The sequence below is a fragment of the Psychrobacter sp. UBA2514 genome, assembly GCF_002341255.1.
Lineage (GTDB): Bacteria > Pseudomonadota > Gammaproteobacteria > Pseudomonadales > Moraxellaceae > Psychrobacter > Psychrobacter pacificensis.
In genome coordinates, this window is record NZ_DDNS01000005.1 from 1 (window position 1) to 21,325 (window position 21,325).

At 44.9% G+C, this 21,325-nt stretch carries 19 protein-coding genes; 10 read left to right on the top strand and 9 right to left on the bottom strand.

Going from position 1 to position 21,325, the window contains the following annotated elements:
• The first annotated feature begins 33 nt into the window (after positions 1-33).
• Positions 34-882 (top strand): aldo/keto reductase, encoded by an 849-nt coding sequence (locus B3V51_RS01355; RefSeq protein WP_186473639.1) that lies wholly within the window; start codon positions 34-36, stop codon positions 880-882.
• Between the two features lie 81 nt (positions 883-963).
• On the opposite strand, the gene ccmE is transcribed toward B3V51_RS01355, so the two are convergent.
• The 5 genes from ccmE to ccmA all read right to left on the bottom strand — a co-directional run bounded on the left by ccmE (position 964) and on the right by ccmA (position 4,397).
• The gene (ccmE, locus tag B3V51_RS01360; RefSeq protein WP_186473638.1) at positions 964-1,464 is read right to left on the bottom strand and encodes a cytochrome c maturation protein CcmE; all 501 of its coding nucleotides are present in this window, start codon (positions 1,462-1,464) and stop codon (positions 964-966) included.
• Positions 1,465-1,718: 254 nt separating this feature from the next.
• The gene (gene ccmD, locus B3V51_RS01365; protein WP_186473637.1) at positions 1,719-1,940 is read right to left on the bottom strand and encodes a heme exporter protein CcmD; all 222 of its coding nucleotides are present in this window, start codon (positions 1,938-1,940) and stop codon (positions 1,719-1,721) included.
• Positions 1,941-1,956: 16 nt separating this feature from the next.
• A complete protein-coding gene (locus tag B3V51_RS01370; protein WP_058025463.1) occupies positions 1,957-2,745 on the bottom strand; it encodes a heme ABC transporter permease in 789 nt (262 codons plus the stop codon).
• 230 nt (positions 2,746-2,975) lie between these two features.
• Positions 2,976-3,632, bottom strand: a complete 657-nt coding sequence (locus B3V51_RS01375) for a heme exporter protein CcmB (RefSeq protein ID WP_186475475.1) — start codon at positions 3,630-3,632, stop codon at positions 2,976-2,978.
• A gap of 135 nt (positions 3,633-3,767) precedes the next feature.
• Entirely contained in the window at positions 3,768-4,397 is a 630-nt protein-coding gene (gene ccmA, locus B3V51_RS01380) for a heme ABC exporter ATP-binding protein CcmA (protein ID WP_186473636.1), read from the bottom strand.
• A gap of 162 nt (positions 4,398-4,559) precedes the next feature.
• Between ccmA and B3V51_RS01385 the strand changes: the two genes are divergently transcribed.
• The 4 genes from B3V51_RS01385 to B3V51_RS01400 all read left to right on the top strand — a co-directional run bounded on the left by B3V51_RS01385 (position 4,560) and on the right by B3V51_RS01400 (position 7,757).
• The gene (locus B3V51_RS01385) at positions 4,560-5,669 is read left to right on the top strand and encodes a hypothetical protein (RefSeq protein ID WP_227517142.1); all 1,110 of its coding nucleotides are present in this window, start codon (positions 4,560-4,562) and stop codon (positions 5,667-5,669) included.
• A gap of 30 nt (positions 5,670-5,699) precedes the next feature.
• Positions 5,700-6,467, top strand: coding sequence for a YbjN domain-containing protein (locus B3V51_RS01390; protein WP_071002976.1), 768 nt, complete (start codon positions 5,700-5,702; stop codon positions 6,465-6,467).
• A gap of 109 nt (positions 6,468-6,576) precedes the next feature.
• Positions 6,577-7,494: a histone deacetylase family protein gene (locus B3V51_RS01395; protein WP_071002975.1), complete on the top strand. Its 918-nt coding sequence runs from the start codon at positions 6,577-6,579 to the stop codon at positions 7,492-7,494.
• A 56-nt stretch (positions 7,495-7,550) separates the two neighbouring features.
• Entirely contained in the window at positions 7,551-7,757 is a 207-nt protein-coding gene (locus tag B3V51_RS01400; protein ID WP_071002974.1) for a DUF2905 domain-containing protein, read from the top strand.
• A 155-nt stretch (positions 7,758-7,912) separates the two neighbouring features.
• Here the strand turns inward: B3V51_RS01400 and B3V51_RS01405 are convergent, their stop codons facing one another.
• On the bottom strand, positions 7,913-8,695 hold the full coding sequence (locus B3V51_RS01405; protein ID WP_212564176.1) for a sulfite exporter TauE/SafE family protein: 783 nt from the start codon (positions 8,693-8,695) through the stop codon (positions 7,913-7,915).
• A 42-nt stretch (positions 8,696-8,737) separates the two neighbouring features.
• Positions 8,738-10,135, bottom strand: coding sequence for a bifunctional phosphopantothenoylcysteine decarboxylase/phosphopantothenate--cysteine ligase CoaBC (coaBC, locus tag B3V51_RS01410; RefSeq protein ID WP_286707839.1), 1,398 nt, complete (start codon positions 10,133-10,135; stop codon positions 8,738-8,740).
• A 128-nt stretch (positions 10,136-10,263) separates the two neighbouring features.
• Here coaBC and radC point away from each other — a divergent pair, with 128 nt between their 5' ends.
• The 3 genes from radC (at position 10,264) to B3V51_RS01425 (ending at position 16,082) form a co-directional block, all read left to right on the top strand.
• The gene (gene radC, locus B3V51_RS01415; RefSeq protein WP_286707840.1) at positions 10,264-10,953 is read left to right on the top strand and encodes a RadC family protein; all 690 of its coding nucleotides are present in this window, start codon (positions 10,264-10,266) and stop codon (positions 10,951-10,953) included.
• Between the two features lie 354 nt (positions 10,954-11,307).
• Entirely contained in the window at positions 11,308-14,214 is a 2,907-nt protein-coding gene (locus B3V51_RS01420) for an acyl-CoA dehydrogenase (RefSeq protein WP_286707841.1), read from the top strand.
• 491 nt (positions 14,215-14,705) lie between these two features.
• On the top strand, positions 14,706-16,082 hold the full coding sequence (locus B3V51_RS01425; RefSeq protein ID WP_212564172.1) for a dicarboxylate/amino acid:cation symporter: 1,377 nt from the start codon (positions 14,706-14,708) through the stop codon (positions 16,080-16,082).
• A gap of 91 nt (positions 16,083-16,173) precedes the next feature.
• Here the strand turns inward: B3V51_RS01425 and B3V51_RS01430 are convergent, their stop codons facing one another.
• Positions 16,174-16,929, bottom strand: a complete 756-nt coding sequence (locus B3V51_RS01430; protein WP_093069277.1) for a TSUP family transporter — start codon at positions 16,927-16,929, stop codon at positions 16,174-16,176.
• 499 nt (positions 16,930-17,428) lie between these two features.
• On the opposite strand from B3V51_RS01430, the gene nhaA reads away from it, so the two are divergent.
• A complete protein-coding gene (nhaA, locus tag B3V51_RS01435) occupies positions 17,429-18,631 on the top strand; it encodes a Na+/H+ antiporter NhaA (protein WP_071002969.1) in 1,203 nt (400 codons plus the stop codon).
• Between the two features lie 382 nt (positions 18,632-19,013).
• A complete protein-coding gene (locus B3V51_RS01440) occupies positions 19,014-20,366 on the top strand; it encodes an oxygenase MpaB family protein (protein WP_212564171.1) in 1,353 nt (450 codons plus the stop codon).
• A 10-nt stretch (positions 20,367-20,376) separates the two neighbouring features.
• Here the strand turns inward: B3V51_RS01440 and B3V51_RS01445 are convergent, their stop codons facing one another.
• On the bottom strand, positions 20,377-21,111 hold the full coding sequence (locus B3V51_RS01445) for an NUDIX hydrolase (protein WP_071002967.1): 735 nt from the start codon (positions 21,109-21,111) through the stop codon (positions 20,377-20,379).
• Between the last annotated feature and the right edge of the window lie 214 nt (positions 21,112-21,325).

Genomic DNA, 21,325 nt, shown 5'->3' on the forward strand with positions numbered 1-21,325 from the left:
CTTTTTTAGTGGATTGACTATAAGGATAAAAATATGAGGACTAAAAACTATACTATTCGTACCGCAGGACAAGCAAATATTCCCGTTTTAGGACTGGGTACTTGGCAATCAACTGGTCAAGACTGCGTAGACGTGGTTAAAAAAGCCCTAGAAATGGGCTACGAGCATATCGATACCGCCCAAGCTTATGGCAACGAAAAAGAAGTGGGTGAAGGTATCAAGCAATCGGGCGTGGCGCGCGATAAATTCTTTTTGACGACCAAAATTTTTCCAGATGACATGAAATTTGAGCCAGAAAAGCTCAAAGCTGCAGCTAAAAAGTCTCTAGAAAATTTGGGCGTGGACTATGTCGATCTATTGCTACTACATTGGCCAGATGATCGTGTACCATTATCTGAGACCATCCCTGCCTTGTGTGAGCTGCAAAAGCAAGGGTTGACCCGCCATATCGGTGTGTCTAATTTTAATATTGATCACATCATCGAAGCCAAAAAATATGCGGATGTACCAATCGTTGTGAACCAAGTAGAATTCCATCCGTTCATCAAGCAAGATACCTTGCAGGCATTTTTGAATAACCATCATATTTTGCTAGAAGCTTACTCACCATTGGCACGTGGCGATGTATTTGATAACGATATCATCAAAGAGATTGCAAATAAGCATAACGTCACGCCAGCGCAGATTTCATTGGCATGGATCTTATCAGACAAACACCGCGTTGCCATCCCGAAAACGTCTAACCCTGATCACCTGCAAGGCAATTTAGACGCCATCAAAGTAGAGTTGAGTGCAGATGAATTAGAAAAAATCGGCAAGCTAGCCAGTTCTGATGGTCGTAAGATTGAGCATCCTGATTATAGCCCTGAATGGGATGACTAATCATTGATTGAATAGTCTCAACTCAAAAAAAGGCCACCGATAATCGATGGCCTTTTTATATGTCATCAATACTTATCATCATTACTGTTGCAGGGTTTCAGTCTCATGAATTCTTTCGGCAGGATTGTATTGCTCAGAAGAAGGCACTGCCCCGCTACGATTGTTTTCTTTCATTGATTTAGCGACTTCTGGTGGCATATAGTTTTCGTCATGCTTTGCCAATACTTCACCAGCGACAAAGGTATCGCCTTGCATCTTGCCTGTAGCCACCACACCTGAGTTTTCGGCAAATAAGTCTGGCAAAATACCTTGATAAGTCACAGGTACGGTTGATTGAAAGTCAGTAATCGCAAACTCAACATTCAATGGATTGTCTGCTGCACGCTGCACACTACCAGCCACCACCATACCACCAGCACGAATACGCTTGTCTTGAGGCGCCTCACCTTGAGCGATAGCGGTCGCATCAAAATAATAGTCGGTTTGCTGCCCGATAGCATAAATAACCAATATGACTGCTACAGCTGCACCTGCCAGCGTAAACATCACCCACGTCAGTTTTTTCCGACGAACTGCATTCATACCTCTACCTCGTTGATGAGTCTCTGTTTTAAATACAATTAGCCCATAAAACAGAAAATATTAAAGAAACGACGATTAGAAAAACGCTTGCAAGAAATATTGTCAAAAAATCTTTCTAATCGTAATCTTCTAATGATCATATGATAGCATTTTTCGGACAAATCAATAAGCCCTATAGCTACTCGCGAGGTCATATTTTTGTCAATAAAAGCATATAGTTTCTTATGCTAAAACCCTGATATTAATATATTTTCTCAGTCAGACTGCTTGGTGATCGGTGTGGATTTTTTGGTCGTGCGCTGTGCCTGACGTACTTGTTGAATCGTCAGCTGCTTGATAAGCGCTTGTCTTTGTCTGCGACTATAAATAATAAAGGCCAGCATCACACCGATGGTAATCGCCCAACATGACCATACAAAGACCCCATGCTTACCCATGGCGACAAACTCAGATATGCTATAAAAGTAAGGCTGCATAGTAGGTTCCTAGCCGTTATTTGTGTTGAGCACGAATGTATTCTTTGACCCACGCTTTGCCTTGGTCACGATGTAAGATCAGCGTATTGGTACGATAAATCGCCATGGTCGCAACCAACAAATAACTACCGATAATCATGAGCAACAGTGGCATCCACATGTCAGCTGACATCTTCGGTGCTTCGGTCAGACTAAAAGTGGCCCCTTGATGTAAGGTATTCCACCATTCTACGGAGTACTTGATAATCGGTAGATTCACCGCACCAACAATAGATAAAATAGCAGCCGCTTTACCACGATTGGCCGTGTGCTCAAAAGCAGCAAACAGCGCCATCACCCCTGCATATAGAAACGCTAATATCAGCATTGAAGTAAGACGCGCATCCCATACCCAGTAGGTCCCCCATGTTGGCTTGGCCCAAATAGACCCTGTGAGCAAACTGATCACACAAAGCAAAAATCCCATCGGAGCCAATGCCTGCGCAACCAAACTGGCTGTCTTAATCTTCCACACCAAATAAATCACCCCCAAGACGGCAAGGGAGAAATAGATAGAGATAGCAAGACTGGCTGCGGGCACATGGATAAAAATAATACGGTAGCTATTGCCCTGCAAATAATCAGGCGGCGCAAAAGCAAGACCCCATACGCTACCAATGAGCAAACAGAGACTGGCTAATATCGCGAGCCACTTGACCCAAGGACTAAAAATCTGAAAGAACTGCTTGGTACCTACGGTGGTCAAGAAGCCCTGCCAAATGCGCTGCCATAGGCTAGGAGACGAGACGTTATTCAGGTTGGGCATGGGAATAAACCTATTACACAGCTTACTGGTCATGACCGATGTGGCCTACAAAAGCACACTATCAGCTCACCTGCTGGCGTTAAACACTGGATAGAATCTACAAAGAGCTGTTTACGTATTCAATTGACTATTATACCAAAATTGCCCGTTTTCAACACAATGATAATACATGGCGTTTAGATAACTGGATTTAGACGACTGGGTTTTTTAATATCTGGCAAATGTATTAATCAATTGAGCCATGACATTTTTAGGGTCAGCGCAATGACCCATGGCATCACTAGGACGGATATAATACTTCCTGCCAGCAATAGCGCCAAGATAGGTAAGCCATTCAGGCCAGTGGCAAATAAATCAACCGCGCCTGTAGCAAAAATTAATACTGGCAATTGCATCGGCAAAGCAATTAAAGGCACTAGCACCGCGCCATTCTTCAATGACAGCGTTAAGCTACTGGCGACTGCGGATAGCATCAAAAGCATCGGACTGCCTGTCACGATAGAGGCCATCAATATCCCCGCCTCAAACCAACTCAGCTGAAATAGCGGCACAGCAAGCAGACTAAGCAATGCCACAATACCACTGCTAAAAATCCAATGAATGACCAGTCTAATCAATACCCATAACGGTAGTGACGCGTTGGCGACGACCAATTGCGCAAGCGTACCGTTATCAAGTGCAGGCTTGAACAAGCCATCAACACCCATCACCAAGGACAGCAATGCAGCAATCCACACGGCTGATACGCCAAGACGCTGCAAAAGCGCAGGCTCACTACCGACCGCTAGTGGAAACAAGGTGATAATCACTAAAAACAGTACCAATGGGTACAACCATTGTACCGCCCCTTGCTGCTTAACTTGCCATTCACGGCGCCACAACTGCATAAACCCAATACTGCGCGGCGTTGTGACAATAACATTTGATTTTTTATTCGCGGTTATGGTTGTGCTCACTTGCATTGGACTGTCTGTCATTATTCATCCTTTTACCGATACTGATGGTACTGATAGCAGTCACATTTAGACCATGTAATCTGACAAATCGAGCATTTGATTGGCAACACCAACGGCTTGATGGCTGGTCATCAGTATCGAGCCACCAGCATGAGCAAAGTCGCATAACCGTGCTTCCATACGTGCCACCATATCGACATCTAGCGCGGTAAACGGCTCATCAAGTAACCACAGCGGTGTGACAGCTGGCGTCAATAAATACAATCTTGCCAGCGTGATGCGCCGTGTCTGACCAGCGGATAGATGACTCGAGCTGATCGTTTCAAACCCTTGTAGCCCAACCCAAGTGAGTGCATCGTCAATATCAGTCGTGCTTGGCGTGATGCCATATAAATTCAATAAAAATGTCAGGTTTTGTGCCACGGTTAGATTCGGATGGATACCAAGCTGGTGCGAAACATATAACGGTTGAATAGGTAGACCTGATAGACCTTGATAAGAAATCTCACCTGTTAAAACCGGTAATAATCCTGCCAGCTGCATGAGTAACGTGGTCTTTCCGGTTCCATTTGCGCCAATCAGATGACAAATACTACCCGCTGACAAAGTTAGCGTCACCCCTTCACAGAGCGGTATCTCGCCGCGCTGAACCGTCATCTCATCAAGCGTTAGTACAGGCGTATCCAAAACCGTCATCAAAACCTCTGGTTATTTATCAAGCAGCAGTCAATATTCATCACAAACAAAGGTAATGTTCGTGGCATAATACCCTATGCTCACCACAAACACACAGTATAACAAATTGTCGATTACTCTTACTTCAAAAAGTACGAACTCAAAAAAATACGACCTCAAAATATGACTTCAAAACCTATGCAGACTTCACAAGATAGCCAAAATCAAATGCCAGATGCGGAGACTAATAGTGTCAATGTAGACACCAACTTGTCAAAAGCACCATTAACCAGCCGCTTGACGATAGACAGCTTGATTGACACGCAAGTTGATTTTATGCAGCAATGGTTGTTGCAGCAGGCTGAACCGCTTGCCCTCGAAGCATGGCACTGGTTTGGCGCGCAGCCCTTAAGCAACTACATCACCTGTGACCATTTACAGCATTTAATGAAAGACTGGCTGTTAAATCAGCCAATGACTGATGTAATGCGCAAAGATATTCGTGACATTTTGCATACCATTATCTATCATCCAGTCAATGACAACGTGCCTTTGTCTGAGCTGGTCGATGACACCCAAATTCAGACCCTTGCTAACTATATTGGTAGCCATGAGCAGCAGCGTAACGTCCTCATTCATACGCTGGTGGGTAACGAAACCTTTGCGGATCTATTGACCCAAACGCTCTATCACGCTATCAATGATTTTATGGAGACCACGCTTGATAAAGCGGGCGGTGTTGGTAAACTGATGAAGCTTGGGCGCAGCTCGTTTGAGAAAGCGACCAATAGAAACCTCGATGAAAAACTACAAACGTACTTGCATCGCAATATCAAAGACTTGACGCGCAGAGCTGAGGCCAATGCACAAGCGCATTTGTCAAATCAAGAAGTGGCGCGTCTGATGGTCATGGGCTGGGATCGTATCAAAGACCAACCAATCAGTGAGCTACAAACTTACTTAAGCGATGAACCTGATAATAGCAGCATCGATCATATTGAAGCCAGCATCCAGCAAAGCTACAACCGCCTGCGACTGTCACCCTATCTACACAGTTTGGTATCAGCGAGTATTGATACTTGGTATGCCAATCATCAATCCGACACGATAGCGACCATTGCGGCGAGTTTGCATATCAATGAAGAGGCTATGGCGCAATGTAGCAGCGCTCTATTACCTATCGTATACAACGCCATTGAAACGCCTTGGTTAACGGCTCATATTCGTGACATGCTAGAAGCATTCTATGCACAGCCTGCTATCAAAGAAGGCTTGGCGCTCAATCACGATTAATTTACACCCCTTACTTGTCAGCATACTATTATGAGTCAACCCAATAAACTCAGCTTATGGCAAAAAATCAAACAGTTACTGACTGCTTCTGCCCCGCAGCCAGTAACTGATGCTGCGAGAAAGAAAAACAGGATGGCTTCTGCTAATACCACTCAAGCAGCGGACAGCATCAGCCCTGTAGACGGTTCTCATTCGGGCAATGATCAATTATCAACGCCTGATGCCACGCTCAAAACCGATGAAAAAAACACAGCCCCACCACATCATAACGAGACGCCCATCGTTGATTGCTTAAAACAGTACTTCAATGACAAGCAATGGCACTATACGCACTATCGTCCCAAAACCGGCGACAGCCAGCAATCGCATCATTTATCCCTAAGAATGCGTCATAAAAAAATAGACTGTGGTTACCTGTTTCGTGTTCAGGAAAAAAATAAACTGTTAGCAATCTATGGCATTTTGCCATTTTTGATACCAGAGAGTCATCAGAGCGCTGCCCTACTACTCATCACTCAAATTAACTATGACATGCTTATTGGCAACCTAGAGATGGATGTCAATGATGGGGAAATACGCTACAAAAATGCGATCGATGTCGAAGCGGTTGGTATCGATACTGAGATCATTGAGCACTCACTACAAAGCGTCGTTGCGATGACCACGGTTGCAAGCGAGCTATTTGGCGACTTGATTAATAATCAGGACCCTGCTGAAGATATGCAGACATTACTGACAGAGCTGCGCCAGCAATCAGATGCACGCACATTCTTTTTACCGACGCAGTTTGTTCAGTAATGCGTCAGTTTATTCACTCATATAGTTTACGCAATGAGGCCGCACTTAGCGGTCGCTCATCTATCTATTTGCATATCCAAAAAACCATCAATATTAAGCTAGAATTCTTATGCTAAAAATTGCCTACTCTGACGTCTTTCGCTACTCTGTGCCCGAAAAGCACCGCTTCCCCATGCAAAAATACATCTTGATTCCGGAGCGCTTATTGAGTGAGGGCACGGTCAGTCAAGATAACTTCTTTGCCCCTGCCTGCTTAAGCGAAGAGGAGATTTTGACCACTCATACAGCAGAGTACTGGTATCAGCTCAAAACCCAAACGTTACCGCGAAAGGCGGCACGAGCAATTGGGTTTGAGATGACACCGCAGTTGGTGGAGCGCGGTCGCTATATCGCCCATGCAACTTATGAGTGCGCGCTATATGCTCAGCAATACGGTGTGGCGATGAATGTCGCGGGCGGCACCCATCATGCATTTGCCGATCATGGCGAGGGGTTTTGTGTGTTTAACGATGTCTGTATCGCCAGCAATTTATTATTAAATCGCGGACAAGCGAAGAAAATTTTGATTGTGGATTTGGATGTCCATCAAGGCAATGGCAATGCCAGCATCATGGCGGATGAGCCACGCGTTTTTGTCTTTAGCATGCATGGCGCTAAGAACTACCCGTTTCGCAAACAAGTCTCTGACCTAGACATTGAGCTCGATAATAATACAGACGATGCGACCTATCTTAGGTTATTAAAAGACACCCTACCATGCTTGATTACTGAAGTTGCACCAGATATGATTTTTTATCAGTCTGCAGTTGATGTACTGGCGACCGATAAACTGGGTAAACTTGGCTTAACGCAAGCAGGCTGCAAAGCTCGTGATGAATATGTGCTTGAGCAAGCAAAAGCCGCTAGCATTCCAGTTGCTATCGTCATGGGTGGGGGTTATTCTGAAAATATTGAAGATGTGGTCGAGGCGCACTGCAATACCTTTCGAGTGGCACAGCAGCTGTATTTTGGTGAAATAGCTGGTTAAGGTTCAGCGCATGTATGGTGGAGACAAAAGAGTAAAATAAGATTAGCGAGGCTTATATGGCAAAAATACTGATTGTAATTGGCATCGTGTTAGTGGTTGTCGGGGTCATTTGGCTGGTTTTTCCCAATGCCTTTTCGTGGTTCGGCAATCTGCCAGGCGATATCAAACACACCTCAGGCAATACACGGGTTTATTTTCCAGTGGTCACTATGGTAGTTATCAGTGTTATCGCGACCATCGTGTTAAATTTATTCAATCGTTAACCTGAAAAACACTCCCTATAGTCAACTTACTTTAAACCGAGTCAGTGCTACTGGGATGTTGTTTGTGCCGCATCGAACGATAGCAGCACGTAAGCAAGATTTATACCAGTAGCCTGTAATAGTTGATGGTTTGATTCTGTTTATTACTGACCATACTACAAAAACGCCATCACGCCTTGCCAGCCCACGCGTATTCCAAGCACGACTAGAATCAATAAAATAAGCTGACGAAAACGCGCTTGTGGCAAATAACGACGTAGACGAATTCCGACTAAAAGCGTAACAATAGATATCACACTGAGCAAGGCAATCAGCTGCCACTCATCGCTACTCAATGCCATGATAGGCTCACGCAACACGATAATTTGTGCCACTTTGCCTAAGAAATAACACATGTTGCCGACTTTGGCGATGGTGTTTTTATCATCACTGGCAGAGAGCAGATACATCATCAGTATGGTCGACATCGCATTGGTCGAGCCGCCAATGACGCCTGCACCAAAACCAACAGCAATCAACATGGGCTTCGTATCTGCTAAGCGGATTTGTTTGCCCAGCACGCTACTGGTGACATAAAAACCAATGACCGCCGCCAGCATCAATAGGATATAGGCACTGTTTATCCACAGCAGCAACTGAGCACCCAAGATGCTGCCAAGCAAGCTTGTGAGCGCCAGCAGCCAATAGCGTCTGCCATAGTAGATAAAGTTTTGCCAAACACTGCGCTCACCACCTGCTAGCCAAGTCATGATATTAACCACTAGCGAGGGGAAAATCACCAATACAATGGCATATGGCAATGGGTACATGCTAGCAAGCGCGGTAGTCGTGACGAGCGTCGCACCAAGTCCGCTAATACCGTGTAGCAGCGATGCCAGCGCAAAAATGAGCGTCAGCACTAGCATCTGAGTGCTATCGTCACCAGCTATATTAGTCATATTGTTTATACCATTTGAGGCTCAGCGCCTATATTTATACCACTAGCTGTTTTGACATTGAGCGATTGTTTCACCAATAATACTGGCTAACTGCTCAGCGATCTTGTCTTTGCTGGCTTTGTCTAACGTTATCGCATCACGCTCATAGCGCTCAGAGAAAAATACCTGCATGGCATTATCGTCACTAGCAAAACCAATATCTGCCCGTGAGACATCGTTACAGGCAATCATATCTAGCGCTTTTGCAGCTAGCTTACCACGCGCATAACGCTCGACATCCTGTGTTTCTGCGGCAAAACCAACGACAAACAGTTCTGGATGAGCAAGAGAAATCGTCGCTAAAATATCAGGGTTTTTAACCAAGCTGAGATTCATAGCATCTTGTGTCTTTTTAATTTTTTGCGGGGCGGCATCGATGGTACGATAATCTGCTACTGCGGCGGTCGCGATAAAGATATCTGCCTTTACGAATTGGTGTTCAGTATAAGCCTGCGGTAGTTCATGCTCATCACCGCAACCACAATCGCTATGATGGTGCTCATGAGTGTGAGAATGACTATGTTCATGTGCGTGTTCATGTGCGTGCTCATGAGAATGGTCATGCTCATCTTCAAGATCCAATTGAAGCTCGCTATGCGTACCATCCACACATTGCTGGGCAGCGATCAGCATATCTTTGGCAGACAGCACATCAATTCGTGTGACATTAAGTGGCGTGGGCAATGCCACTTTACCACCAGCGATTAGGATCACCTCTGCGCCAGCCGCCACGCAAGCTCGTGCCAACGCAAAGCCCATTTTTCCTGAAGAATGATTGGACAAATAGCGCACAGGATCAATTGCTTCTACTGTAGGTCCTGCGGTAATGACCACTCTTTTGCCTGCTAATAATTGCGGCGTCGTGTTCATTGCTTTGAACAAGAGTACCTCAGCTAACAACTGCTCAGGCTCAGGCAGCCGCCCTGCGCCCACGTCACCACACGCTTGTTCACCGCTGGCTGGCTGGATAATCTGATAGTTCATATCACGTAGGGTTTGTACATTCAGATTTACCGCAGGATGCGCCCACATCTGCTGATTCATGGCAGGAGCGATAATGACTGGTGCGGTTGTGGCAAGGCACACTGTGGTCAACAAATCATCAGCCATTCCCATAGCCAGACGTGCGAGCGTATTGGCGGACGCAGGGGCAATGACAATTAAGTCCGCCCATTTAGCCAGCTCAATGTGCCCCATCCCCGCTTCTGCCTGCTCATCGAGTAATGAGACATGCACCTCGTTACCCGTCAACGCTTGCAGAGTCAGCGGTGTGATAAATGCTTGTGCGCCTATCGTCATAATGACGCGCACATCAAAGCCTGCCTTAATCAACAAGCGGGCAAATATAGCAGATTTATAAGCGGCGATACCGCCAGTAATAGCAAGCACAATATTGGACATAAGCGTAGCATCAATAAAAAAGTGAAAAGATAAAATTGCGCTTATAGTAACAACTATGAGATAAATTGGGTAAAATTTTCCGTATTTACCTCAGATAACAATTAGCAATTTATTCTTAAGGAGTGGCAATGGCGATTAAAGACTGGCATGAGGATGACAGACCACGCGAAAGATTATTGAAATTCGGTGCCGCTCACTTATCTGATGCGGAGATACTGGCCATATTTTTACGTACGGGTACGCAGTCACAGTCAGCGATTGAGCTCGCGCGTCATTTGATCGATCAGTTTGGCAGCCTAGCTGAGCTGCTTGCCGCACCGCAAAAAACCGTTCTTGCTTGTCATGGGATCGGTCCCGCCAAGTACGCTCAGATATTGGCATCGCTTGAGATGGGCACACGTTATCTGGATAGTAAGCTAAAAACGGGGCAAGCACTTGGGCGCTCGCAAGTGGTCAAAGATTATATCAGCACCCAGTTACGCGGTGAGCATCGTGAAGTATTTGCTGTCCTCTGTCTGGACAATGCGTTGAACCTGTTAAACTTTGAAATACTGTTCACAGGCGGCATCTCATCGTGTTCCGTCTGTATCAAGCATGTACTCCGGCACGCACTAAGCCATGCGGCTAGCCAGCTCATTATTGCGCATAACCATCCTCATACCGATGCCAAGCCCTCAGCTGCTGACAATCTACTGACCTATGAGCTAAAAAAAGCCTGTGACTTATTAGATCTCTCACTGGTTGATCACATTATCGTTGGACGTAACGATACCTTATCTTATGCCGAAAGCAATCTGATACCTTTTGGCACCGACTAACACGAGCGGCTGGGCGACTTATCAATTTTGATAGTTGCTCACCCCTTAAGGATCGCAGCGTTTTAACGATAATCTTTGATACATATTATCGACACAGCGTAGCACTTTGGCTATTGATAGTCATCAACATCTGTTTCATATTAGTAGCTTGTTCTATGGCAGCTGACGCAGTGCGCTTTTGTTTTAGCCGTATACAGTACAAGAGTCTGCTAGCAGCACCAAGGTTATTTATGCTGCCAACTATTATATGGATAGAACTGTTTGTTATAAACCACAACAATAATCATAACGGTTCATATCTTTTTATTTTCTTATATTTCACACTTTTTATTTAGTATCCCACAGGAGATAGTCATGGCAATTGGCTTGTTTATTTTGGCAGTCATCATTCAATTAGCTGTGGTCTTGGCCATCTTTTTGCTGTCCTTATCACGAGTCACGGGCAGTATTGTTGCCTTGATCACCGTCATTGTTACTGCCATTATCAGTCCATGGTCGCTCCTCTTAGGGGTGCCCATCGCGCTGCTTTGCTTGGTTTTACTCATCACTCCACTGCGCCAATCACTCATTACCAAACCTGTCTATAAGGCTTTGGGTGGTGCAATGCCTAGTATGAGTGATACGGAGCGTGAAGCACTGGATGCTGGTACCAGTTGGTGGGAAAAAGAGCTGTTTATGGGAGCGCCAAATTGGGAGGCTTTTGCCAATTACCCTTATCCAAAGCTCTCAGAGGAAGAGCAAAGCTTCATTGATAACGAAGTAGAAACGCTATGCGCTATGCTCGATGAATGGCAAATCCAGCACAAAGATAAAGAGCTTTCACCTGAAGCGTGGCAATTTATCAAAAGTAATGGCTTTTTAGGTTTAATTATTCCAAAAGAGTTTGGTGGTCTAGAATTTAGCTCTTATGCGCAAAGCCGCGTGATGAGTAAAATCGCGTCGCGCTCACCGACTGCGGCAGTGACCTGTATGGTACCCAATTCGCTCGGTCCTGGTGAGCTACTAATGCACTATGGCACGGACGAGCAAAAACAGCGCTGGCTACCGGGTCTCGCCAAAGGTGATGAAGTACCTTGCTTTGGTTTAACGGGTCCTGAAGCGGGCTCTGATGCAGGTGCGATCCCTGATACAGGCGTCGTCTGTTATGGCACGCATGAGGGCGAGCAGGTACTTGGTCTGCGTATGAACTTCTCCAAACGCTGGATTACATTAGCACCTATCGCTACTGTCGTGGGTTTGGCTTTTAAGATGCATGATCCTGAAGGGCTGCTTGGAGATCCCAACAAAACCGATTATGGTATCACCTGTGCACTGATCCCTGCCAATCATGAAGGGGTGGTCACGGGCCCACGTCACAACCCAATCGGCTCGCCATTTATGAATGGTACGGTCGATGGCAAAGATGTCTTTATCCCCTTAGATTACATCATCGGTGGTGTCGAAAACGCTGGTCGCGGTTGGCGTATGCTGATGGAGTGCTTGGGCGTGGGTCGTGGTATCTCCTTGCCTGCTCTATCGACCTCAGCCAGTGAAATGACCTATCTGTCTGTCGGTGCATTTGCAAAAGTTCGCGAACAGTTCAAAATATCAGTCGGTAAATTTGAAGGTGTACAGGACGCCACCAGTCGCATGGCAAGTAACACTTATATGTTAGAAGCGTTCCGTCATTTGGTAACTTGCGGGTTAAACCAAGGCGGTACGCCATCAGTCATGACTGCAATGGCAAAATATTATGCGACCGAAACCATGCGTAGTGTGGTCAATGATGGTATGGATGTCGTTGGTGGTCGTGCCGTACAGATGGGCCCACGTAACTTCTTAGCGATACCTTATCAAGCAATTCCTGTATCTATCACTGTTGAGGGTGCCAATATTTTGACCCGCTCGCTGATGATTTTTGGTCAAGGCGCGATGCGTTGTCATCCTTATCTATTCGATGAGCTGCAACTGCTACAGAGTGAGGATAAAAAAGCGGCAACCCAAAAGTTCGATACGCTGTTCTTCAAGCATTTAGGCTATACCTTTAATCGCGGTGCAAAAGCCTTTATCGCAGGTTACGTCGGTGGTAGTGATAATGCGCCACGTTTTGCTGATGCCTTTACTCGTCCTTATTACAAGCATATCAACCGCCTAAGCGCAAGCTTTGCCCTAACTGCAGATATGGCGTTAGGACTGTTAGCAGGGGATCTCAAACGTAAAGAGATGCTGTCTGGTCGCTTAGCGGATATTCATAGCCACTTATTTATCGCGACGGCTATTTTGCAATTTTATGAGCATGGTAGTAAATCCGAAGCTGAGCGTTTACATGCCAAAGTTGCACTCCAAAACAGCTTATATACGATTCAAGAAGCTTTTGTGTCTTTCTTTGCCAACTTCCCTAATCGTATGGCCGCCAATGTGGTGAGCTTTGTGACTTTTCCAAGTGGCCGTATCTTTACGCCAGCAAGCGATGAGCTAAAACGTCAGCTGGGTGATACCTTTATGGATGATTTTGCTACCAACCCATTCCGCGATTATCTCAAAACCATGGTTTACTACAATACCGACCCAGATGATGTGACAGGCCGTATGGAGCATGCTTATCAGACCTTGGTTGAGATCGAACCACTGTGGCAGAAGTTTAAAAAGGCAGAACATCAGGACAGCTTTGAAGGCCTAACCTTCGAAGACCATGTGGTACATGCGAGCCAAAACGATAGCATCACTGAAGAAGAGGCTGAGGTCTTGATTCAATATAATGCCATGCGCTTTGATTCATTATTGACCGATGTATTTGATAAGCATCTATCAGAAGCTCAAGAGCGCGATAATCCACATACGCTCGAAAATGCTGTCAATCAACTAACAAATTATGCAGCGCTAAAAAAAGAAGTAAAAAACAAAAGTAGCGTATCGACTGACAGTGAGATGCCAGTCACGCATGAGTTAAATGATACGACAAATACAGAACCACAGACTGGTGATGCCAATCCTAATCACGGCTATGAGAGCGATGGTGATGTAGAAATGGTCAGTGAGCAAGATACTGTGAAAGAAATCAAGTCACAGGCGAATTTTGAGAAATCAAATCCTGAAGCCGAAGCGCTTGATCATCGCTACCGTGATGCAGAGTCTCACCTCAATGAGCGTATGAGTAACAACCACAGTCGCCATATTGCTCCACCTGATGAGGTCGACGAAAGCGCAAGTGACAAACACCTCCAAACCTTAGATGATCAGACGCATCTGCCGCGCGAACGTGAAGAAGATGATAAGGTATAACTAAAAGGTCAATTCAAACGCGTAAACTCATGAGTATCGTGATTATTCATGACGATAAATATAAAACTTCAAAAGCCAGACTGTCCACACGCGACAGTTTGGTTTTTTTTGGAGTTGCCAAAATGTAAACGTATTTTATGACATCAAAGTGATAACACTGGTTTAATATCAATAGTTTGATATATCCATTTACCCTAAAAACTCTTTCATGAATATATTGTTTCATATCAGAAACAAACCGTTTACAATAAATAATCACTATTTTATGGGCACATAGTTGTGACAGGGATTGTTCTCTTGGAATAAAATGATAAAAAAATCTTGCAGTGCCCTTAACTATTCTTTTATATTGTCCTCGAAAATGTGACATCAAGCGACAATCACAAGAACTTAATAGTCATAACACGCATTATAGTTAGATTGGCAAACACGGTCACATAGATTTGGGTGACACTGACTATAGCGCTGTTATGCACACAAAGGATATGGATATGTGGAAAAATATGGGACTAACAGGCAAGATTATCGTTGCCATGGTGCTCGGTATCATACTGGGTCTATTTTTAAACTACTCAGGATTGAATGGCGAAGGCAGCTTCGTTAATACTTATATCACAAATGGTGCCTTTGCTATTATCGGCAAGCTATTTGTTAACTCGCTAAAAATGTTGGTCGTACCTTTAGTACTTATCTCACTGATTTGCGGTGTGTGTGGCATTGGTGATATCCGTCTGCTAGGACGTATTGGTACCAAAACATTTATGATCTATATGATGACAACCGCGCTTGCTATTGCAACGGCGATTGGATTGGGTGTGCTATTTGGTATCGGTAAAGGCATGAATATCGAATCCGAAGCCACGTTTGAAGCTGCATCAGCGCCGCCACTGCTTGATGTATTCTCAAACATTATCCCCTCAAATCCCATCAGTGCGATGGCAAATGGCGACATGCTATCGATTATTTTCTTTGCCATTCTAATCGGTATCAGTATTTTGATGGTGGGTAAACCTGCCAAAGGCTTGGTTCAGAGTCTAGAGCTTATCAATGAAGTCATCTTGAAGATGGTGACCATCATTATGAACCTAGCCCCTTATGGTGTATTTGCACTGTTAGCCAAGGCGATGTCTGAGCTAGGCTTTGAGTTAATTTTGTCACTGCTAAGCTATATGGCAGTATTGGTTGGGTCTTTGGTCTTCCATTTCTTCGTTACTATGATGATTGTACTAAAAGTCTCTTCAGGTCTATCTATCAAGACCTTTTTGGCAAAAATGCGCGAAGTACAAATCTTTGCGTTTAGTACGTCAAGCTCAAACGCAACTATTCCGATTACCTTGCGTACCGTTACTAAGCGTATGGGTGTGAATAACTCAGTTGCTTCGTTTACCGTTCCTTTTGGTGCCACCATCAACATGGATGGTACAGCCATCATGCAAGGGACAGCGACCATCTTTATTGCCAATATTTATGGGATTGATTTGGGCGTGACAGAATATCTAACCGTTATCTTGATGTCAGTACTGGCCTCTATCGGTACGGCTGGTGTCCCTGGTGTCGGCTTGATCATGCTATCGATGGTATTTGCGCAAGTTGGCTTGCCAATCGAAGGTATTGGCTTGATCTTGGGTGTGGACCGTATCCTTGATATGTTACGTACGGCTGTCAACGTGGGCGGTGATGCTGCCGTGACAACTATCGTAGCAAAATCAGAAGGTAAAATGGATCTGGCGCTATACAACGATCCTAACGCTGGTGCTAAAGACGTGTTCGATGGTCACATCGATGAAGAAAACGAGCGTGAATTCTCTAAAGTCATGAATGATGGCATCATGGGTAGTGAGTACGATGACGTTGATCGTCGCCACTAATCATCTCTGCTAGATAGACATTCATAAAACAAAAAACCTCAGTCACATTGGCTGAGGTTTTTTGTTGGATAACGTATTTGGTTACTCTCATTTACCCAAAAACGTATTTGGTCAACATTGCCAAACACACCAGCACAATCATCGGACGAATCAGCTTACTACCGCCTTTGACGACCATATGTGAACCAAAATAGGCACCGATGGTTTGTCCAACCATCATTGCCAATCCCACTTTCCACAACACATTGCCACCCAAAATAAAAAATATCAGTGAGCCGATATTGGTCGATAGGTTCAACACTTTTGCGGTGCCTGTCGCTTCAATAATCTGACGACCACGTAGTGCCACATTACCCAGCGCAAAAAACATCCCTGTGCCGGGTCCAATATACCCATCATAAAAACCAATCAACGGGGCCACCCCTTTTTGCCACTTACCCTCTGATATGCGGGGAGCGGCCTCTACCTCACCAAGCCTAGGGGCAAATAAGGTATAAATACCGATAGCGGCAATCAAAAAAGGGATCAGTTTTTCAAGCAAATCAGGTGGTGACATCTGCACCGCAATGGTACCCAAGACAGAACCGATAAACGCGGCAATAATAGCCACTTTAATACGCTGCGGTTTGACGACGCCCTTTTTTATCATGGTAACAGACGCAGCCAATGCACCTGACGCCGCTTGTAGCTTATTGGTGCCAAGCGTGAGCACTGGAGGGATATTGGCCAGTAGCATGGCAGGTATGGTCAACAGACCGCCGCCGCCAGCAATCGCATCAATAAATCCTGCCAATGCTGCGACAGCCGCAAGCATCAAAATAATCTCTAGTGAGAAGGTTAAGTCCATAATACTGACCTACAAAATATGGTGATAAAAGAAAAGAAAGCCTCAGATACTAGGCTAAAAACTTACTAATGACACTACTATCGTTGGTAATAGCTATTGTTGATAGTAGTAGTGATGAGACGATAAATTCCCTGAAAACTTCTTAAGACATGAGATAACGTCATAATGCGTCGATCATTATAGATATAAAACCGCAAAAAAAGCCAAAAACGTCACAAAGTCTGCTAGATTTAGCCAATAGCGTTCCAAATCTCTCATATAACGGACAATTTGTTAAAAAGATTTAACGACTTACAACTATTTTGCTCATCGCAGCGCCTTTATAATGTCACTATCATTGAGACGATATAATGGGCTAATGGCGTTATTTCAGCGTATTTTATTGTCTATATTAATAAGAGTGTGAGAAACTGTTTTTGTCTGCTTGCTATATCGTCATGAATAATAGCGTGGATATTTGAGATTATTTAGTAAATTGTACTTAGGAGATGAGGATAATATGGCAATACGAAGGATTAAGGCATTTTTTGAATTTGAGGCAGCAGGCGGTATCGTCTTAGCACTGGCTGCCGTTGCTGCAATGATCATTGCCAACTCCCCTCTTAATGTTTGGTACGAAGGTTTTATTCACGCACCAGTTGCCATTCAAATTGGTGAGTTTGCCATTGCCAAAGATGCTCATCACTGGATCAATGATGGTCTCATGGCCGTTTTCTTTTTCTTGGTCGGGCTTGAGCTCAAGCGTGAAGTATTGATTGGTGAGTTGTCTAACGTCAAGCAGATTATCCTACCAGCTGGTGCAGCACTGGGCGGTATGATCATGCCTGCGATTGTTTATCTACTCTTTAACTACAATGAGCCTGAGTTTTGGAAAGGTTGGGCCATTCCTGCGGCAACAGATATTGCTTTTGCGCTTGGTATTTTGAGCCTTCTTGGCAACCGTGTACCCAACTCTCTAAAAGTCTTTTTGGTCTCTATTGCTATTTTTGATGATATCGGTGCGATTTTGATTATCGCTCTGTTTTATACCAGTGAGTTGTCACTAGAGTCGTTAGCTTTGGCTGGCCTATGTCTGCCATTCTTGTACCTTCTTAATCGTCGTAACGTCACTAGCATCACGCCTTATCTACTTATTGGTATTATCATGTGGATTGCAGTGCTCAAATCGGGTATCCATGCAACATTGGCCGGTGTGGTCTTAGCACTATTTATTCCTATGTTTGACCGCACTGATCCTGAGCACTCTCCGCTTGAAGAGCTAGAGCATGACCTACATAACACCGTCGCCTTTGGTATTTTGCCAATATTCGCTTTTGCCAACTCGGGTATCTCACTCGAAGGCGCAGGTCTTGCTGAATTATTCCATTCAGTACCACTAGGTATTGCCGCAGGTCTGTTTATCGGTAAGCAGTTGGGCGTCATGATTATGTGCTGGTTAATCTTTAAGCTTGGTATCTCAACCATGCCAAAAGGTATGAACTATAAGCAAATCTACGGCGCAGCGCTATTGTGCGGTGTTGGTTTTACCATGAGTTTATTCATCGGTAGCTTGGCGTTCGCTGGCGACACCACTATGTTTGATGAGCGCTTGGGTATCATCATGGGTTCTATCGTTTCTGGTATCGCAGGTTACATCATGCTCAAAGTGAGCTTGAAAGATAATGTCAGCGGCACATCAGTCGATTTGACTCGCTCTCATTAATAGCAAAACGAGCGACTTATGAGCCTATTAGCTTATAAGTCGCTTTTTATTATCTGCAAAAACTTTTAATCAAAAATGTGTATTCAGCCAAGGTTGATTATTGTTAATGAACCCGCTGTAGCATTAGCAATACAATAATTGTCATGTCGGCAGACGAGAATATCCAATACATCATGCATCCCCTATCGTTAGTGCGAAAGACGCGCGTGCAAGACTGCTGTTCTTATCTGATGAAATATATGACCTAAAATCTCGTATCAGTACGATACAAAGACAACGAGAGTCATTGAGTCCATCAATTAACGCTTATAAGTGATGGTTATGGATCGCTCTTACGATACGAATGTTGTTTTATAGCTGACTTATAAAGGTGTTTGATCATATGGATAAGAAAATCAGCAATACTGCAAATATTCCCACCAATAAGACGCAGCATCCATCAACAGCGTTGTATTTGCGTCATGGGCGTACGACTGCTATCGATGACCATAGTGATTTGCAAGTGTTAAAGCGGATTAAGCGATATCTACTGCCAAAAGACTTTGCTATCTCGCCTGCGCTACTAGAGGAGATAGTCGCCGGCTACGATATTGGCGATCCACTCGCAGATGATTTGGCCGCTAACAATATCCGCTTTGCAAAGCCCCTACAACAGATTATCAGCAGCGGCGATGGTCTAGACCTAAATAGCAATCTCGCAACCAACGCCTCATTTAATGCACTAACCGAGCAATTTAGCAGTCATCCTGATTGGTTCGAACCCAAACTCGCTCAAATCGGTGCGGTCGCCTATCGACGCTATCCACTGATGCTGATTTGGCTACTGCGTAATGTCGCGCTGATGGCAGGTTATAGCATCCCAGCCCTATCACTACCACTCATTCAGACGGGCGCGTTGATGCACGATGCGCTACCACGGCTCATGCGTACCTATGCCTATATCTTGGCGGTGTCTGAGCATCCACAATCAGATATGGGCATGCGCAATCACTCTCAACCTATCGATCAAGTATTGGCGATTGGCTCTGAGGGCTGGCGACAATCCATCAAAGTACGTCAGATTCATACATTGGTACGGCAAAACTTGCTCAAAGGTAAGGGCAATGCTGCTACAGGCCTGATACCAAACGCCGAGCAACATCACAATCCTGATGGTAGCTGGAATACCGATTATTGGGGCGTGCCGATTAACCAAACCGATATGATTGCCACCCATTTACAGTTCTCGTTGTTAATTATGCGTGGCCTACGCCTGCTCGGCGCCCGCATTAGCCCTGAGGAAGCGGAAGGTATTTTGCACTTATGGAATCTTGCCAGCTACTGGATGGGCGTTGATTTAGAGCGTCTGCCAAAAGATGAAGCGGCTAGCTGGGAATGGCTGTATACCTACTTATCAATACAGCAGCTAGACTTTAAGACGGGGCAGCCGCTGGCAAAAGCCTTGCATGATCTACCGCGTCAGTTGATGGGCGAAGACAATCGACGTGGACGCTTTGTGGAGATGGTCAATGCCAGTGTGACACGCACCTTAGTCGGTGATGACATTGGTGACGGCTTAGCTTTACCAAAATCAAAAATACGCTTTGGCGTATTGTCTTCAGTGCCGATTCTTTTTGCGCTTGATACTGCGCGGCAGCACAATGCAACGGTTGCCCAAAAATTAGAAGCATTTCGTGCCAAGCGCCAAGACAATATGAATTGGTGGCTTAAAAAGAACGATGATTATTATAAGTAGATGATATCTATCAGCGTTTGTTTTCTACGCGGTAATACCATTCTAGCTGACGATCAAACCCAGTTTCTAGCAAACTGGCAATGACGCGCCCTGTCAGTCCCCATACCGTCTCACCATCCACTTGCCAACTCGGCGTCAGTATGGTCGCGGTTTGTTCTTGCATTTTATATTCTACCGCATACTCCACCGTTGGCTGGTTGACTAACGACTCTAAATCCGCCCAAAAGATACGCGATATCTCTCCCACTTCAGGAACTAATACCAGACCTGGGGCGATGAGCGCGACAATGGGACGTACACTCATACCGCTTTTGGACGTTTGGATCGGTAGTTGTCCCAGTAATTGCACTTTATTAGGTGGCAGCGCCGTCTCTTCACAAGCTTCACGTAATGCGGTCACGACGTTGTTGCCATCACCTATCTCATGTTTGCCGCCTGCACAGGAGACCTCTCCTGCATGGCTGTTCATATGAGCGGCTCGGCGCGTCAATAAAAGCTTGGGTCGACGCTCATTGGTAATTGCCACCAATATTGAGGCATCGGCAATCGGTGTCTGATACAAGCTGTCCAAAATACGCGTACTTTGTGAGGTGTTGCCACTCTCGTACATCGCTGGACTCGTGAGCGCATTCAATGTCTCGTGTTGTACTCGCTCGGCCAGTTTTCTGAGTGTGGGATGACGAATAAAGCTTGGGACAGCGACGCTAAACTTATTAAAAAAATCAATATTTTCGGGTACGGTCATTATCAAATCCTATGAGTGGTCATTTTCATATTACTCATGAAAATACCGGTGCCAGCATAACAGTATAACCTGTCGCTAGTATGGCAGCCTTTTTTATTAATCAGATTATCGCTTTTGTAGATGTATCTCATATTTACGTTATTTTCGACAAAGTGCGATTTATTGATGCATCAGCTGACTGCTATACATACAGTAGAACCTCAATAAAATTGAT

Coding starts and splice junctions, on each gene's coding strand:
- B3V51_RS01355 (WP_186473639.1), top strand. CDS start 34: ATGAGGACTAAAAACTATACTATTCGTACCGCAGGACAAGCAAATATT.
- ccmE (WP_186473638.1), bottom strand. CDS start 1,464: ATGAATGCAGTTCGTCGGAAAAAACTGACGTGGGTGATGTTTACGCTG.
- ccmD (WP_186473637.1), bottom strand. CDS start 1,940: ATGCAGCCTTACTTTTATAGCATATCTGAGTTTGTCGCCATGGGTAAG.
- B3V51_RS01370 (WP_058025463.1), bottom strand. CDS start 2,745: ATGCCCAACCTGAATAACGTCTCGTCTCCTAGCCTATGGCAGCGCATT.
- B3V51_RS01375 (WP_186475475.1), bottom strand. CDS start 3,632: ATGCAGTTGTGGCGCCGTGAATGGCAAGTTAAGCAGCAAGGGGCGGTA.
- ccmA (WP_186473636.1), bottom strand. CDS start 4,397: ATGACGGTTTTGGATACGCCTGTACTAACGCTTGATGAGATGACGGTT.
- B3V51_RS01385 (WP_227517142.1), top strand. CDS start 4,560: ATGACTTCAAAACCTATGCAGACTTCACAAGATAGCCAAAATCAAATG.
- B3V51_RS01390 (WP_071002976.1), top strand. CDS start 5,700: ATGAGTCAACCCAATAAACTCAGCTTATGGCAAAAAATCAAACAGTTA.
- B3V51_RS01395 (WP_071002975.1), top strand. CDS start 6,577: ATGCTAAAAATTGCCTACTCTGACGTCTTTCGCTACTCTGTGCCCGAA.
- B3V51_RS01400 (WP_071002974.1), top strand. CDS start 7,551: ATGGCAAAAATACTGATTGTAATTGGCATCGTGTTAGTGGTTGTCGGG.
- B3V51_RS01405 (WP_212564176.1), bottom strand. CDS start 8,695: ATGACTAATATAGCTGGTGACGATAGCACTCAGATGCTAGTGCTGACG.
- coaBC (WP_286707839.1), bottom strand. CDS start 10,135: ATGTCCAATATTGTGCTTGCTATTACTGGCGGTATCGCCGCTTATAAA.
- radC (WP_286707840.1), top strand. CDS start 10,264: ATGGCGATTAAAGACTGGCATGAGGATGACAGACCACGCGAAAGATTA.
- B3V51_RS01420 (WP_286707841.1), top strand. CDS start 11,308: ATGGCAATTGGCTTGTTTATTTTGGCAGTCATCATTCAATTAGCTGTG.
- B3V51_RS01425 (WP_212564172.1), top strand. CDS start 14,706: ATGTGGAAAAATATGGGACTAACAGGCAAGATTATCGTTGCCATGGTG.
- B3V51_RS01430 (WP_093069277.1), bottom strand. CDS start 16,929: ATGGACTTAACCTTCTCACTAGAGATTATTTTGATGCTTGCGGCTGTC.
- nhaA (WP_071002969.1), top strand. CDS start 17,429: ATGGCAATACGAAGGATTAAGGCATTTTTTGAATTTGAGGCAGCAGGC.
- B3V51_RS01440 (WP_212564171.1), top strand. CDS start 19,014: ATGGATAAGAAAATCAGCAATACTGCAAATATTCCCACCAATAAGACG.
- B3V51_RS01445 (WP_071002967.1), bottom strand. CDS start 21,111: ATGACCGTACCCGAAAATATTGATTTTTTTAATAAGTTTAGCGTCGCT.